The 15252-nt window shown below is 33.4% G+C and carries 14 protein-coding genes; 9 read left to right on the plus strand and 5 right to left on the minus strand.

Features of this window, described 5'->3' with window-relative positions:
• The first annotated feature begins 3 nt into the window (after positions 1 to 3).
• Genes CHHT_RS04960 through CHHT_RS04985 form a run of 6 tightly spaced genes read left to right on the plus strand, consistent with a single transcriptional unit; the run spans position 4 to position 4461 of the window.
• Positions 4 to 1044: a nitrous oxide reductase accessory protein NosL gene (locus tag CHHT_RS04960; protein ID WP_034961152.1), complete on the plus strand. Its 1041-nt coding sequence runs from the start codon at positions 4 to 6 to the stop codon at positions 1042 to 1044.
• Positions 1041 to 1229, plus strand: a complete 189-nt coding sequence (locus CHHT_RS04965) for a hypothetical protein (RefSeq protein ID WP_034961149.1) — start codon at positions 1041 to 1043, stop codon at positions 1227 to 1229. Before CHHT_RS04960 ends, CHHT_RS04965 begins: the two co-directional genes overlap by 4 nt.
• Complete coding sequence (locus CHHT_RS04970; RefSeq protein ID WP_034961146.1) at positions 1219 to 2328, plus strand: ABC transporter permease; 1110 nt, start codon at positions 1219 to 1221, stop codon at positions 2326 to 2328. The genes CHHT_RS04965 and CHHT_RS04970 overlap by 11 nt, the downstream gene beginning before the upstream one ends.
• Entirely contained in the window at positions 2328 to 3005 is a 678-nt protein-coding gene (locus CHHT_RS04975; RefSeq protein ID WP_034961546.1) for an ABC transporter ATP-binding protein, read from the plus strand. The genes CHHT_RS04970 and CHHT_RS04975 overlap by 1 nt, the downstream gene beginning before the upstream one ends.
• Positions 3002 to 3955 carry a hypothetical protein gene (locus CHHT_RS04980; protein ID WP_034961144.1) on the plus strand — a complete coding sequence of 318 codons (954 nt, stop codon included), beginning with the start codon at positions 3002 to 3004 and terminating at the stop codon, positions 3953 to 3955. The genes CHHT_RS04975 and CHHT_RS04980 overlap by 4 nt, the downstream gene beginning before the upstream one ends.
• A complete protein-coding gene (locus CHHT_RS04985; RefSeq protein ID WP_034961142.1) occupies positions 3952 to 4461 on the plus strand; it encodes a hypothetical protein in 510 nt (169 codons plus the stop codon). Before CHHT_RS04980 ends, CHHT_RS04985 begins: the two co-directional genes overlap by 4 nt.
• A gap of 80 nt (positions 4462 to 4541) precedes the next feature.
• On the opposite strand, the gene CHHT_RS04990 is transcribed toward CHHT_RS04985, so the two are convergent.
• The 5 genes from CHHT_RS04990 to CHHT_RS05010 all read right to left on the minus strand — a co-directional run bounded on the left by CHHT_RS04990 (position 4542) and on the right by CHHT_RS05010 (position 12396).
• The gene (locus CHHT_RS04990) at positions 4542 to 7118 is read right to left on the minus strand and encodes an ATP-dependent Clp protease ATP-binding subunit (RefSeq protein ID WP_034961139.1); all 2577 of its coding nucleotides are present in this window, start codon (positions 7116 to 7118) and stop codon (positions 4542 to 4544) included.
• A 70-nt stretch (positions 7119 to 7188) separates the two neighbouring features.
• A complete protein-coding gene (locus CHHT_RS04995; RefSeq protein ID WP_034961137.1) occupies positions 7189 to 8355 on the minus strand; it encodes a DUF4857 domain-containing protein in 1167 nt (388 codons plus the stop codon).
• Positions 8355 to 9029, minus strand: coding sequence for a hypothetical protein (locus CHHT_RS05000; RefSeq protein ID WP_034961133.1), 675 nt, complete (start codon positions 9027 to 9029; stop codon positions 8355 to 8357). Before CHHT_RS05000 ends, CHHT_RS04995 begins: the two co-directional genes overlap by 1 nt.
• Positions 9029 to 9877 carry an ABC transporter ATP-binding protein gene (locus tag CHHT_RS05005; protein ID WP_034961131.1) on the minus strand — a complete coding sequence of 283 codons (849 nt, stop codon included), beginning with the start codon at positions 9875 to 9877 and terminating at the stop codon, positions 9029 to 9031. Before CHHT_RS05005 ends, CHHT_RS05000 begins: the two co-directional genes overlap by 1 nt.
• Positions 9871 to 12396: a TonB-dependent receptor plug domain-containing protein gene (locus CHHT_RS05010; protein ID WP_034961129.1), complete on the minus strand. Its 2526-nt coding sequence runs from the start codon at positions 12394 to 12396 to the stop codon at positions 9871 to 9873. Before CHHT_RS05010 ends, CHHT_RS05005 begins: the two co-directional genes overlap by 7 nt.
• Before the next feature lie 555 nt (positions 12397 to 12951).
• Between CHHT_RS05010 and CHHT_RS05015 the strand changes: the two genes are divergently transcribed.
• The 3 genes from CHHT_RS05015 to purS are packed head-to-tail and all read left to right on the plus strand — an operon-like array spanning position 12952 to position 15251.
• Positions 12952 to 14247, plus strand: coding sequence for a S41 family peptidase (locus CHHT_RS05015; protein WP_034961126.1), 1296 nt, complete (start codon positions 12952 to 12954; stop codon positions 14245 to 14247).
• Between the two features lie 10 nt (positions 14248 to 14257).
• Entirely contained in the window at positions 14258 to 14971 is a 714-nt protein-coding gene (gene purC, locus CHHT_RS05020; protein ID WP_034961124.1) for a phosphoribosylaminoimidazolesuccinocarboxamide synthase, read from the plus strand.
• A 49-nt stretch (positions 14972 to 15020) separates the two neighbouring features.
• Positions 15021 to 15251 (plus strand): phosphoribosylformylglycinamidine synthase subunit PurS, encoded by a 231-nt coding sequence (gene purS, locus CHHT_RS05025; protein WP_034961122.1) that lies wholly within the window; start codon positions 15021 to 15023, stop codon positions 15249 to 15251.
• The last annotated feature ends 1 nt before the right edge of the window (position 15252 follow it).

Genomic DNA, 15252 nt, shown 5'->3' on the forward strand with positions numbered 1-15252 from the left:
ACGATGATCTCAAGACTATTTTTTATAGTAGTACTATCTACTTTGGCTTTTGGAGCACAAATGTTTCAAAGCGTAGAGCCTAGCAAGGCAACTATCGTGGGAAGTGGCGAAAATAAGGAGTTTTGTCTAAACTGCGGTATGAGTCTAACCAAATTTTATAAAACAAATCACGTACACTTAGACAAGCAATACTGCTCTTTGCACTGCTTATACGAATCGACAAAAGGAAATTTACCACAGATAGCACAAGTAGTCGATACTAAAAATCTAAATTTCATCGATGCTTACTCAGCTTTTTACGTAGTAGGAAGCAAGGTAAAAGGCACAATGAGCGTAAATAGCAAATACGCTTTTGCAAATGAAGATGATGCAAAAGAGTTTCAAACACAAAATGGCGGAACTATAATGAACTTCCAAAAAGCATTTGACGAGGCTAAAAAAGATTTTATAAATGACAAAAAAATGATAAAAGTCAAAAAAGAAGGCGGAATGTATGCAAAAGGTAAAACTGCATATGAAACCAAATGTCAAAAAACAAATGCTAAAGAATTTAGAAATATAGCTGCACTTAAAGAGAATTTAAAAAAGATCTGCGACATACAAAATGATGGCGAACTTCAAGCTGTAGCGCTTTATCTTTGGGATAATCCAAAAATAAATGAACAAAAACAAAGCTCTAAAATCGTAGTACCAAAAAATGCGAAATGTCCGGTTTGCGGAATGTACGTAGATAAACATCCTAATTGGGCAGCTGTGATAGAAGATGAGAATTTGTATTTTGATGGCGTAAAAGATATGATGAAATATATATTAAAAGAGAAAAAAGCTTTCGAAAAAGTCTTTGTGAGTGACTATTATAAGCTTAAAAAAATAGATGCAAAAGCCGCATTTTACGTTATAGGCTCTGATGTGTACGGACCTATGGGAAATGAGCTTATACCATTTGAAACTAAAAATGAAGCTATAACTTTTGCAAAAGATCATAATGGTAAAATGATAGTCACATTTAAAGAAATAGATGAAAAGCTACTAGAAGAACTATGAAATTTATAAGTATACTTAGTCTGTTTTTTGCAGTGTCTTACGCGCTTATAGCCATTCATTATATGAGTTTTGATAGAGATCAAAAACTAAAGCTAATAGACACTATAAGCAACAGCACAAGCGATATATGGCTATCTTTGAGTTTTATATCTAAAGATTATGAGGGATTTGTTTATGATAAGTAAAAATTTCATAGATTACAGCGTAACTTTGCTATTTAAAGACAAATCCGATCATATCTTTAGTTTCTTGATCTTTACGTTTATAGTTTTTATTTTTAGCGCTGTATTTTTTATATCTGGTTCATTGCAATCAGATATAATGCAGAGCATAAAATCAAAGCCAGACATAGTTGTCGAAGCACTAAGAGCCGGTAAAAAAGATACTATGCACGATGGTTATATATATGATATTTCAAAGATTACTGGCGTTAGCGATGTTCTTGGTGTGGTTGATGGGTATTATTATTTCGGACAAAAAAGAGTTTGGTTTCATATAGTAGCAGACGATAGGCTAGATGATTACGAGATGATCATAGGAGAAGGAGTAAAGAAAGCTATGAAAGAGCTTTACTACGAAGATGTTTTTAACTTCTTAACAGAACAAAAGCTAATACCTATAAAGATCAACAAAATCGCTCCGCACGAGACAAATATCATATCTAATGACGTTATTTATATGAATTCTTCAAATGCTAGAGAGGTGCTGAGCATAGATCAAAACGAATACACGAAACTCCACGTATATGTCCCAAATCCAAACGAAGTCAGTGAAGTAGCTCTTAAAATAGAAAATCTCTACCCGAATACAAAAGTTCTAAGCACCGAAGATATGGTGGCTAAACTAAGACATTTGTATTATTATAAAGGTGGAATTTTTATGGTTTTATACATTACTTCTATGGTTTCGTTTTTTATACTGCTAAAAAATCAAATTTCATTAGTATATGGACAAAAGAAAAAAGAAATAGCCCTGCTAAGAAGCATCGGATTTTGTATAAAAGATATCATAGCTCTTAAATTTATACAAAATGCAGTCGTCTGCCTTTGTGCTTATTTACTTGGTATATTGATGGCTTATATTTACGTATTTATATTTAGTGCGCCACTTTTACGAAATATTTTTTTAGGAAGCGAGCTTGAAAGCACCATCACATTTACGCCGGTTGTTGATTTTAGTATATTGTTTCTTATTTTTATATTTAGCGTGATACCGTTTTTAGCATTTGTTATCATTCCTGCTTGGAGAGTTGCGATCAGCGATATGAGTGAGGCTATAAAATGATGAATATAATAGAGATAAAAAACCTTTATAAAATTTACAACGAAAACAAACCTAATGAATTCTTAGCCCTAAATAACATAAACTTAGAAATCCAAAACGGTGAGATAGTTATCATCAAAGGAGTAAGCGGAAGCGGTAAAAGCACCCTACTTTGCTTGATCGCAGCTCTTAGCAAACCGACCAAAGGAGAGATCTTGGTAAATGGAGCGAATATATCAAAACTACCAGATATAATGAGCTCTTCATATAGGCATAAAGATATCGGATTTATATTTCAATCTTTTAATTTACTTGATTCTCTTAGCGTTTATCAAAACGTTTTAGCTCCGCTTGCTTTAACATCTTTAAAAAAAGACGAGCTAAACTCAAAGATCTTAAACGCTATGCAAATAGCAAATATAGCCCATAAAAGAGATCAGATAGTTTCATCTCTAAGCGGTGGCGAAAAGCAACGCCTAGCTATAGCAAGATCGCTTGTTATGGAGCCAAGCATCATCTTAGCCGATGAACCTACGGCAAATTTAGATAAAGAAAACTCTCTTATCTTTATAGAAATGCTAAAGAAATTTAAAGACTTAAAAAAGACAGTCTTAGTCGCAACTCACGATATTTTATTTGACGAGCTTGATTTTGTAGATAGATATATCCACATCAAAAACGGAGAAATGATATCGTGAGTATATTTTTATCAGATGAGATCATAGCCTTTTTATTGATAGAACTTATCGTTATAGTTCTTATGGCGATATCTGAGTTTCATATCGTTTCTATTATGAAATTTTGGGATTTTAACTCAACTTCAAGCTTACAATACAACTTAGAAAAGAAAAACTATCTTATAAATACGATACTATTTTTTGCGGTTATTTGTAAGATTATTTTGTTTATATTTTTTATACTATCATTAAATAAACTTGCAAATATCGTCCCTGGCGCTATGTGTTCAGCAGGAGTCGTTGGAGCAAACGAATATGGCGGCATTTTACTACTTTTAAAAATACTGCTTATTTTTGGCTTTGGATTATGGCTCATAATCAACAAACTAGACCTAAACGCTGTTAGTTTTCCATATCTGAAACGAAAATACGTCATATTTACTATACTTTTTATAGGAATTTTAATTGAATTTGTCTTAGAAATTCTATTTTTTACAAATATTCCTCTGTCCGTGCCTGTCTTTTGCTGCTCTGTAGCATTTCAAGCTCCAAAACTTCCTTTTGGCTACACCCAAACATTTTTAGCTTTGTCTTTTTACGCCGTTTTTACAACTATTATAATTCTAAATTTACTTAAACAATCCATATCTAGCTTTACTTGTAATTTGCTGTTTTTATTTATTGCATATTACGCTATCACGTACTTTTTTGGTCTTTACGTATATGAGATGCCAAATCACAAATGCCCGTATTGTATGCTACAAAAAGAGTATTATTACATAGGTTATTTCGTCTGGGGATCGCTATTTTTAGGAATTTTCTTTGGTATAGTACCATTTTTAGTTGAGCTTATAACAAAGACAAAGTACGATCATTTACTTAGATATTCGTCTATTTTTCTTATCATAAATGCGTTGATCTGTAGTTTTTACGTTATCAAGTACTATTTTAAAAGCGGAGTTTTATTATGATAAAACAAATTTTTGCAACAGTGCTACTTGTAGGCGTTCTTACTCTACTAATAATAGGCGCAGATATAAAAGAAGGAAATATTATCTCTAAAAGTGGCAACATCAAAAAAGAGCCGCTTGAAATAGTCCTAGGAAAATATCTTTGCAAAGAAAGCAATACTTTGATAACAGACCTTTATAACACCGCTCAAGCAGTAATGCCAAACGGAGATACGTATTTTTTTAACGATATAGCAAACGTTTTTATATGGCTGATGAGACAAGAAAATAGAGATGATATCGTAGTTTGGGTTTATAGCCAAGATACGCAAAAATATATTTTGGCAAAATCGGCGTGGTATTCAAGAGACGAGATAACTCCTATGGGGTACGGTTTTGGTGCATACGAGTTTCATCTATATGGAAAAAGCGACCACTATTATGATGAAATTTTGCTATGCGCGGCGCGTGGCGAAACACTCATAAACCCACTCATAAACATACTTATCACGGAAAATAGAATTTGATTTTATTTGTAGATATTTGTGGTTTTGATACTGGGCTAATTTGATATCAAAAACCACAAAAATAAAAAAGTGATGCTAATCTAGTTGACTAAATTTACCACTATTTCATCATTAAGCGCAGATATTTTTATACTATCGCCACTTTTTAGCTCATCGCGTAGTATCATCTCAGCAAGTTTATCCTCGACTAACTCATAAAGAGCTCTTCTAAGAGGACGCGCGCCATACACCGGATCAAATCCTGCTTTAGCTATAAACTCTTTAGCATTGTCATCAAGAACAGCTTTGATACCTCTGTTTTGAAGAGTAGCTTCTAGCTCTTTAAACATTATAGAAACTATGCCGCTAAGCTCGTTTGCGCCAAGAGGATTAAAGATTACACAATCATCTAATCTATTTAAAAACTCAGGTTTAAAATACTCTTTTAACGCATCTTTTACCGCATTTTCTCTCTCGTCTCCACTTAAATTTGCTATCGCAGAAGAGCCTATATTGCTAGTTAAAATGATGATAGTATTTTTAAAATCCACAGTAACACCTTTGTTATCTGTCGCCCTTCCATCATCTAAAATCCCAAGTAGTATATTAAATACGTCTTTATGAGCCTTTTCAACCTCATCAAAAAGTATCACGCTATAAGGTTTTCTACGAACTGCTTCGGTTAATTGTCCGCCCTCATCATACCCAACGTATCCAGGAGGCGCACCAAGCAGCCTTGAGACGCTGTGTTTTTCCATATATTCACTCATATCAAAACGAACGAGCGCTTTTTCATCGTCAAATAAAAACCTAGCTAACGCCTTTGCACTCTCTGTTTTACCAACTCCAGTAGGTCCTAAAAATAAAAAACTTCCAATAGGTCTATTTTGACTGCTAAGCCCTGCTTTGTTTCGTTTTATGGCGCGTGAAAGAGCGTGAAGCGCGGCGTCCTGCCCTACTACGTTACGCTTTAGATACTCTTCTACTTGTAAAAATTTCTCCTTTTCACTAGTTAGCATACGCTTCACCGAAATTCCAGTCCATTTACTAAGAATTCCAGCTACCATATCCTCATCGACTTCGTTTTTAAGTAAAACCCCACTTTTTTTCATCTCTTCCCATTTGGCTTCTAGCTCTTTTATCTTAGCGCTTGCTTCTGGGATCTTGCCGTACTCTATCTCTGCGGCTTTTTCATAAGCGTTATTTCTTTTTGCAAGCTCGGCTTCATTTTTAAGACTTTCTATCTGTTTTTTGGCTTCGCTTATACCGTTAAATACCGCTTTTTCATTTTTAAATTTAGCTTCTAGTCCGGATTTTTTTTCATTTAAATTTGCAACCTCTTTTTCTATCTCATTAAGACGTTCACTATTTTTATCACTATTTTCCATTTTTAAAGCTTCTTTTTCGACTATTAGAGTTTCGATCTCTCTTTTAGCCTTTGATAGCTCATAAGGTTCGCTTTCGATCTGCATTTTAAGCTCAGCTGCGGCTTCATCGATCAAGTCTATAGCTTTATCTGGTAAAAATCTACCACTTATATATCTATCGCTTAGCTTTGCAGCAGCCACAAGAGCGCTATCTGTGATATTTACGTTATGATGAACCTCTAGCTTGTCTTTAATACCGCGCAAAATTTGCAAAGCTTCATTTACACTAGGCTCAGCAACATTTACTGGCTGGAAACGGCGCTGCAAGGCTGCGTCTTTTTCAAAATACTTGCGATACTCTTTAAGAGTAGTAGCTCCAACAGCGTGAAGCTCACCTCTAGCAAGAGCTGGTTTTAGTATATTTGCGGCGTCCATACTGCCCTCGCTAGCTCCAGCTCCTACGATAGTGTGAATTTCGTCTATAAAAAGTATGATGTTTCCCGCTTTTTTGACCTCGTCTATTACTGCTTTAAGACGGTCTTCAAACTCACCACGGTATTTTGCTCCGGCGATAAGAGCACTCATATCAAGAGCAATGACGCGTTTGTTTGCAAGACTAGTAGGAACCGCTTTTTTTACTATAAGTTGAGCTAAACCCTCTACTATAGCGGTTTTTCCAACTCCTGGCTCACCTAGTAAGATAGGATTATTTTTAGTTTTACGTATGAGAATTTGCATCATTCTAGTTATCTCTTCATCTCTTCCGATAACAGGATCAAGCTCTCCCTCACTTGCTTTTTTAGTAAGATCTACTCCAAATTTAGAAAGACTATCAAGAGTTTCATCGCTAGTTTGACTATCTACGTTGCGACCGCCGCGAATGGCTTCTAGCTCTTTTTTAAGCTCTATTAAATTTATATATTTACTTAAAATTTCTTTCAAAGGCTCTTTGTCAAGATTACCTAAAATCCAAGTATCAACAGCGATATAACTATCGCCTAAGCTTATCATAACGGCTTTTGCATTTTCTAAGCTATTTACAAGCTCACTTGAAACTTTGATATTTTCCCTACTAACATTTGAACTAGTAAGAAGCTTAGAAGCACGACTTTTTATGTCGAGTAAAACTGCATCTTTGCTTACGTTTGTTTTATTAAAAATTTGATTTAGTATAGAGCTACTATCTGCGACTAATGCCCAAAGCATGTGCAAACTCAAGGCTTCTGGGTTTTTATTGCCTATAGCAAGGCTCAGTGAATTTTCAACTAAACTTCTAGTTTGATCGGTTAATTCTTCAAATATATTTGCCATTTTTGCTCCTTAAACTTTATATGAAGAGTATTATACAACTTTAGTCTATCTTTGTCAAGGTTGCAAAAAATTACGGCGCCATAAATATCATGGCTATAAATCCGTAAATACCAAATATTAAAACAAAAATATGCCTTATCAGCTCGGATCTTCCATATAAAAGCGTACTTAAACAACATAAAATCAAATTTAAAATTAATGCTTTTACATAAACACCCTCAAATTTAAATCCATAAAGATATGAGCTTAAATTTCTTATCTCAAACGGTAAAATCATCTCTTTTATATCTTTAGCAGTCGTTTCTCTAAGTATATCGTACTGGAATGCAGAGTTTATGGCGTAGTCATTATCTAGCTTATATCCTAATATTTTATCTTTTTTATGTATAACTACACTTTTACTAATAGGCGTTATATATAAGGCAAACTTATCGGTACTAGGATCATAGTCGCCACTTGGCAACTCTATTAGTTTATAGTCATCATAACTTATCAATTTTACGCTATTTTTAGAAACAATGGCTGCGTAAAACTCTTTTTTAGTATTTTCACTGACTATTACAAGATCACCGTCTTTAATGTCTGTCTTTTTAACAGACGGTTTACCATCAATCATTTTGAGATGATAAATTTGGTTTAAACTATCAACTATAAACGCTCCTTCATCAAACGGTTTTTTTGTCGTTGGATTTGTAAAAAAATGTTTTATGGGAAAGCTAAAACCACTGTTTTTAAGAGCATTTGTATAGACCCTACTAAGCTCTTTTTCTATTTTTAGGCTAAAGAGATTTACAAACTCCAAACTATCTTTTTTAGCTCTAATTGCATAATCATTAAAACTAAGCTTAAGATAAGGCGGATTTGACTCGAAAATCGTCCAAATTTCTAACGGTTTTTGATTATAAATACTCGGTTTTATCATAAAATTCAGCGAATTTGCCCTTATTTTATCTTCGTTTGCAAACTCACTAAAACGCTCAGGAAAAATACCTTTTGCAAGCAAATAAGAATAAAACTTAAATGGCAAATTCGCCATAAATTCATCTTTTGTGATATTTTTATCTCCTAGAATTTGATAATTCTGACCAGATTGAATTATAAATTTATCAAGTATTTCAGAGTAATATAAATTTACTTTTACATCACTCTTAGCAAAAATGCTATCGATAAATTTAGGCAAAAACAAAGCAAGTAAAACAACAACTATAAAAGCCTGAAAAATCCTTAAAAATCTCATTAAAGCCCCTTTCTATATGCGTCAAACGATAAAACTAAAGCGCTTAATGCATACATAAAAAATATCAAAAAATATACCATTCCAAGCTCATTTGAATGAAAGCTTTGTAGCTCGTAGATATCAGGATTTAGTTCAAAATACAGATAAAGAATCCCAAAAAATACGCCTAAATTTAGCGTAGCATTTTTCTTTAAAGGGGTGATGATAATAGCTCCTGTTAAAAGGTAAAAAATCAATCCAAATAAGAAATTTAATATCAGCCAGAAATTTATCACGCTCAAGATCTCGCTTACGTAGATATGACTTAAAAAAACATTTAAGATCAAAATCTCGCTCGCATAAACACCAAAAATAAAAATAAGCGGATAAAGCACGATATAAGCTATATTTTTAAAGATCTTGTTTGGAAAAAATAGACTAAGTCTAAGCCTTTCATTTTGTCTTTCGCGTCCAAAAACAAAGCAGCTAATTACTACGCTAAAAAGCAAATTTATATCGCCTAAATGATAAAAGCTAAAACCTTTTTGAAGTAAAAATATCAAATTTACTTTCAAATTTCCCTCATCTAAAACAGCACTTCTTAACTCAAAAAAGATATATCCCAAAAACGCAGCTATCAAAACAACAAAAATAAAAAATGCTTCTTTAAATTTATAAAACTCTTTTTTTATCATTAGTATCTCCCTACATATCCTAAAAATGCATCTTCAAAACTCAAGCTTAGCTCTTTAGCATCACTAAAAACTTCATCTAAAAAGCCATAAATTTGTACTTCGCCGTTAAGTTCGGTCTTGCTTTCTATACCTTTTATATTGCTTAGATCTCTGCTTTTATCTAAAGAAAATCCTCTAAGACCTTGTCTAAATTTGTCAAAACTTCCTACAAAAGGCTCCTTGTCTTTTCTTAAGATCACTACTTTATCAAGCAAATTTTCCAAATCATTTACGTTATGCGTTGTCATCAAAACACTTCTTTGCCCACTTCTTGCAAAATCGTGCAAAAACTCACAAAATAGCCTCCTATAGCCAGTATCAAGCCCTAAGGAATAATCATCTAAAATAAGCAGTTTAGGACTACTTGCTAGAATTAGTCCAAGCACGACTTGTGACTTTTGACCTAGTGAGAGCGTGGATATTTTTTGCTTTATACTTACTCCAAGCTTGTTAAAAAGTTCGAAAAATATCTCACGCTTAAACCTAGATTTATACTGACAAGAGTACAACTCTAAAAGATCTTTTATCATTAGATAGTCATAAGTCACGTATCCCTCATAAAGCAAACCTATCTTGCTTCTAACACTCACAGGCAGTGCGTGGCTATGGTGACCAAAGATCAAGCATTCACCGCTTAGCGGTCTTAAGTTTCCCATTAAAATATTTATAGTAGTACTTTTACCAACTCCGTTTTTGCCTAAAAGTGCGGTGACTTCACCCTCTTCTACGCTAAAACTTAGATTTTCATAAATTTTCTTTTTGCCATAAAATTGCGTCAAATTCTTACATTCAATAACATTTTTTACCATTTATATCCTACCTCCAACCAAATTTGTCTTCCTGTATCATAGCTCATAACTTCAGTACTATCGATAGTTCCTATATTTTTTCTATTTAATAAATTTGAGATATCTAAATTCGCAAAAAACGCACTGTTTTTTACTAAATTCTTTTCATACGAAAGCCTTATATCCCAGCTAAAAGCAGGACTGATTTTTTTACTTTTATAAGCGCTATAAGTCGTCCCGCCTATGGTTTGTTTAGCGTCTTTTATGATCCCATCAAATCCACCTTGAATGTTTAAAAAGTTACTTAAAGATAGTTTATACGGAAGCTTTGTAACTAAATTTGCATTGATATTCCAAGGGGTTTTATTTGTATTGTTTGGCAACTCACTTTGATTTATCAAATTTCCATTAAAGATAACTTTTGTCGCAGTAGTTTGATACTCATCAAATACATCTTCATAAGTATTAAAATTTCTTTTAGAATCTATATAGTTAAAGCTAAGACCAAATGCATTTGAAATTCCTGCTACAACAATATCGCTGATAGTATTTAAGCTCAAAGTATAGATATGAGATAGACTTTTTCCCTCGTTTGTATAGACAGAATAATCCTCTTTCAAAGTAGTATTATTTCCAAGATTGTAGCCCATTTTCTTTGCGCTTGAAGCTCTTATTAGATCCTTTCCCTCACGCCTTAGATACTTAGCTCCAAGCTCTAAATTTCCTATCTTTTGTGTAGCTCCTATACCGATTTCATCATCATAAGGTACATTTAGAGAGTTGAATTTAAAAGCGCTCGGCGCTGTGTTTTTTAGTATCCACTGGCTTTTTTCATCTTTTCTAGTATAAGTTTTCATTAGACTAGCCATTCCTTCTCTTAGCTTATAAGCTAAAATGTTCCTTCCATAATATCTATTAAATCCGCCAAATATATTTGTATTATTGTCATCAAAAACATCTAAATTTGCCACAAATCTAGGCGCGATATTTAGATCCCCCATATAATCATTCTTATCTAGTCTAACTCCGGGTTTTAAAGTTAAATTTGATATTTTTATCCTATCTTCGAGCCAAAATGAAGCTTGATTGTAATCAAACTCTATCTTTCCATCATATTTATAATGTGTTTTAAAATACTGGGCTTTCCAGTTTTCTTTACCTTTTGCGACAACGTCTCCTTCCAGACAAAAGATATCGCCTGCTACGCAAGTTTTCCCATTTTTTAATTCCACAGCACTGACTGCTCTTACATAAGGCTTCGTGATGTCGTATTTCGCATTTATTTTTTCTAGCTCAGCACCTAAAGAAAAGCGATTTGAAATTCCAAAGATATCTACATCTTCAAAATCTATAGAAGGGTTATATAAAAACTTTTTTTGGTTTTGTTCTATATCTCCACCCACTCCATCTATAACCGTATTAGTCTTGCTTGACGTGTAGCCTTGCATAGTTTTAGACTTCCACCAAACAAGCATTTTATCACTATTTGTTTGTCTATCCATAGAAGTAGTGTTTAGTCCGAAATTTTGCTTAAATAAAGCACTGTTAAACTCATAATCCACGCCTAAGTTTAAATTTACTCCACCGCCTTTAACCTCAGCTTTAGCATTTTCGCCTCCTATGCTGTAGTAAGTCGCACTGTATGGAGCATAAAGTATGCTAGGCGTGAGTTGTAAGCGATCATTTGTATAAACGCCTTTTAATAAATAATTTTCGTTCATCCTATACATATTTCTTTTTTCGTCTTTTTTACTTACGTCTATATCGTAATCTGCACTATATTTTCTTTGCAAAATAGTAGAATAAAGTCTATTATAATCAAACATTAATCCAAAATTTTCACTAACATATCCCTCTAAAGTAACTCCGCTTTTGTATTTTTTAAATTCAGGCTGATATGAGCTATTAGTAGCGTAGTCATAAGACTCTTGTTCCGTATCATCTATATGGACTTTTGTAAGATTATCGCTTGTATAGCCAAAATAGATTTTTCCACCAAACTCACGCTTTGGATCCCTTGTCTTAGCGTTTATCACGCCGCCTTGAAAGCCGCCGTATTTTGCAGAAACAAAACTATCTATAACTTCTATATTTTCAAGTAGATCTGTATTTACGCTAAGCCCTAAAGAAGGATTGCTTAAAAATGGAGTTATATTTGCCGCACTTCCAGTGCTTAAAATTCCACCCAAAGGATTTATGTCATTGTTGATATTTATACCATCAAGCGTGAAATTGTTTTGATAAACTTCAGCTCCGTTTATAGATATATTTTGCGGTGCGATCTCGCCACCGTTTTTACTAGTTCTCTCGCCACGACTCACTCTTGCATTTGGATTTTTCTTTATGATATCACTTATCGTACCATCTTTTGATAAAGAAGCATCGATCGCGTCTTTATCGTATCTTGTAGAGCCTAAAAACTCACCGTTACTAGCTATAGATTGCTCACTACTGCCTATTATATTTACAGCTCCAAGCTGAGCACTATCGCAAAAAGCGTAACTCGAAGCAAAAACAAAAGCTAAAGTTGCTTTATTCATCGTTATCCTTAAATTTAAAATTTACAGGCTTCTAACGATAAAGAATTTGGATTAAACGAATTTATAAAAAGTGTTCTAAAAAACAGTAATTTACGATTTTTGTACGTGATTTTTGTCATATGAATATTCAAATAATTACCTCGGTAAAATTCAGTTTTAATTTTCAATTATAATAAATAGCAAATAAATTATAACTTAAAATGATAATTATTCTTAATTTATAATCTTAGAGCGTCGTAAATAAATAGATATTTTATACATTTTATTTTTATACTTATTTAAATTTAGACTTTAATTATTTACTAAGCCATATAAAGCAAGCTTATTATTGGCTTCTTGCTCCGTACCGTATCTTAATATTTAAATACTTTCAGATCAAAATATCTCATTTGAAATCAATAAAAATCCCTTAGGTGCTCTGGTGTCAAATTATACTTCGATATACACATACTAGCAGTGCTTATAAAACAGCAATGTTTAGCTATTTCTTTGTTTTTACTTTAAATTTAGGCAAATTTAAATAAAATTGATTTTTTAAAAAATGGAGATAGAAAATTGGAAAAGAAAAATTTATTTCAAGCATTAGGATTTGGGACGGCTCTTGCCATAGGACTTTTTACGGCGGTAAATTTAAACGCTGGGACAGATACCGGGCAGTCAAATAAATTAGAAGCTTTAGCAAAACTTACCAAAACAATAGCAATAGTAGAAAAATATTACGTTGATGATCTAAATTTCACAGCTATAGTAGATAAAACTATAGCCGGTCTCATGACAAATCTTGACGCACACTCAAGCTTTTTAGATCAAAAAGCATTTAAAGATATGCAAATTCAAACAAGCGGCGAATTTGGTGGACTTGGTATCACTGTAGGTATGAAAGACGGTGCGCTTACAGTCATATCGCCTATAGACGATACTCCAGCGTATAAAGCGGGTATAAAAGCAGGAGATGTCATACTAAGGATAGATGGAAACTCAACTATCGGCATAACTATAGATGAAGCAGTAAATAAAATGCGCGGTAAGCCAAAAACTCCTATCACGATAACCATAGTAAGAAAAGGCGAGAAAAAACCATTTGATATAAATATGCAAAGAGATATCATCACAGTAGAATCAGTCGTAGCAAAACATATAAAAGACGAAGATATCTTATATCTTAGGGTTACTACGTTTGATCAACACGTTATAGATAAAGCAAAAGAATTTATTAAAAAATATCCAAACGTCAAAGGTATAGTTTTAGATCTTAGAAATAATCCAGGCGGACTACTAAATCAAGCAGTAGGACTTGTAAATTTATTTGTAGATAAAGGTACTATAGTTACGCAAAAAGGAAGAAGTAAAAGCGAAGATGAAGCTTACAACGCAAATCCTAGCCAAATGATCACAAAAGCTCCACTTGCTGTACTGGTAAATGGCGGTAGCGCAAGTGCTAGCGAGATAGTAAGCGGTGCTCTTCAAGACCTAAAACGCGCTGTCGTAGTCGGTGAAAATACATTTGGAAAAGGAAGTGTGCAAGTAGTCATGCCTATAGACAATGAAGAAGCCCTGAGACTAACTGTGGCTAGATACTATCTTCCAAGTAGCAGAACTATCCAAGCAGTTGGCGTAAAACCAGATGTTTTAGTATATCCTGGGAAAGTGCCGACTGAAGATGATAATGGATTTAATATCAAAGAAAGCGACTTAAAGCAACACTTAGAAAGCGAGCTTGATAAGATTGAGCCGCAAAAAGGTGGTAAAAAAGATGAGAGTGATAAAAATATCATCACAAAAAAAGAAATTTATGATGATATACAACTAAAAACGGCAATCGATATAATCAAAGTAAAAAATATCAAATAAGGAGAAAACGATGCAAAAGTCAGAGATGATTTACGAGGGTAAAGGTAAAAAAATGTGGTCAGTCGTAGGACATGATGACTTGTTGATAGCTGAATTTAAAGATGATCTAACTGCATTTAACGCAGAAAAAAAAGGTAGCGAAAGCGGAAAAGGCGCACTAAACAACAAAATATCAACTGCACTTTTTAAACTATTAACAAGCAAAGGCATACAAACCGCACTTGTTGAAACTATCAGCGACACAGAACAAGTCGTAAAAAAATGCAAAATCATACCTCTTGAAGTTGTAGTAAGAAACATAGCGACTGGTAGTCTTAGTAAAAGACTTGCGATAAAAGAAGGAACTGTTTTGCCATTTACTTTAGTAGAGTTTTATTATAAAGATGATGCTTTAGGCGATCCTTTAGTAAATGACGAACATTGTCTTATCATGGATCTTGTAAAAAGCGAAAATGATCTTGACAGATTAAAACATTTAGGAAGAGAGATAAACTCTATACTGCTTCCATTTTTCAAAGAAAAAGGTTTAAAATTAGTCGATTTCAAGATCGAATTTGGTGTGGATAAAGACGGAAATATCTTACTTGCAGATGAAATAAGCCCTGATAGTTGTCGTTTTTGGGACGCTGTAACAAATGAAAAAATGGATAAAGATAGATTTAGACAAGATCTAGGAAGCGTAAAAGTCGCGTATGAAGAAGTTCTTCGCCGCATACTTGCCTAAACAATGACTTGTGACTCGCTTGAGTAAATTTTAAGAAAGGTTTTATTTTATGAAAGTTACCGTAAACGTCTTTTTAAAAAATGGAGTTTTAGATCCTGCTGGAAAAGCTGTAGAGCATGCTCTTGGTTCGCTCGGTTTTGATGGCATAAATGAAGTAAGAATCGGAAAACAAATCGTCCTAAATTTAAAAGACGACATCAACGATGCGGATATCAAAACAATGTGCGAAGAACTATTAGCTAATACGGTCATAGAAGATTACGAAATCATCAAAGGCTAAA

The organism is Campylobacter hyointestinalis subsp. hyointestinalis (genome assembly GCF_013372145.1).
GTDB classification, from domain to species: Bacteria; Campylobacterota; Campylobacteria; order Campylobacterales; family Campylobacteraceae; genus Campylobacter; species Campylobacter hyointestinalis.

Excerpts from the sequence above, each read along its gene's own strand:
- CHHT_RS04960 (WP_034961152.1), top strand. The coding sequence starts at position 4 with ATGATCTCAAGACTATTTTTTATAGTAGTACTATCTACTTTGGCTTTT.
- CHHT_RS04965 (WP_034961149.1), top strand. The coding sequence starts at position 1,041 with ATGAAATTTATAAGTATACTTAGTCTGTTTTTTGCAGTGTCTTACGCG.
- CHHT_RS04970 (WP_034961146.1), top strand. The coding sequence starts at position 1,219 with ATGATAAGTAAAAATTTCATAGATTACAGCGTAACTTTGCTATTTAAA.
- CHHT_RS04975 (WP_034961546.1), top strand. The coding sequence starts at position 2,328 with ATGAATATAATAGAGATAAAAAACCTTTATAAAATTTACAACGAAAAC.
- CHHT_RS04985 (WP_034961142.1), top strand. The coding sequence starts at position 3,952 with ATGATAAAACAAATTTTTGCAACAGTGCTACTTGTAGGCGTTCTTACT.
- CHHT_RS04990 (WP_034961139.1), bottom strand. The coding sequence starts at position 7,118 with ATGGCAAATATATTTGAAGAATTAACCGATCAAACTAGAAGTTTAGTT.
- CHHT_RS04995 (WP_034961137.1), bottom strand. The coding sequence starts at position 8,355 with ATGAGATTTTTAAGGATTTTTCAGGCTTTTATAGTTGTTGTTTTACTT.
- CHHT_RS05000 (WP_034961133.1), bottom strand. The coding sequence starts at position 9,029 with ATGATAAAAAAAGAGTTTTATAAATTTAAAGAAGCATTTTTTATTTTT.
- CHHT_RS05005 (WP_034961131.1), bottom strand. The coding sequence starts at position 9,877 with ATGGTAAAAAATGTTATTGAATGTAAGAATTTGACGCAATTTTATGGC.
- CHHT_RS05010 (WP_034961129.1), bottom strand. The coding sequence starts at position 12,396 with ATGAATAAAGCAACTTTAGCTTTTGTTTTTGCTTCGAGTTACGCTTTT.
- purC (WP_034961124.1), top strand. The coding sequence starts at position 14,258 with ATGCAAAAGTCAGAGATGATTTACGAGGGTAAAGGTAAAAAAATGTGG.
- purS (WP_034961122.1), top strand. The coding sequence starts at position 15,021 with ATGAAAGTTACCGTAAACGTCTTTTTAAAAAATGGAGTTTTAGATCCT.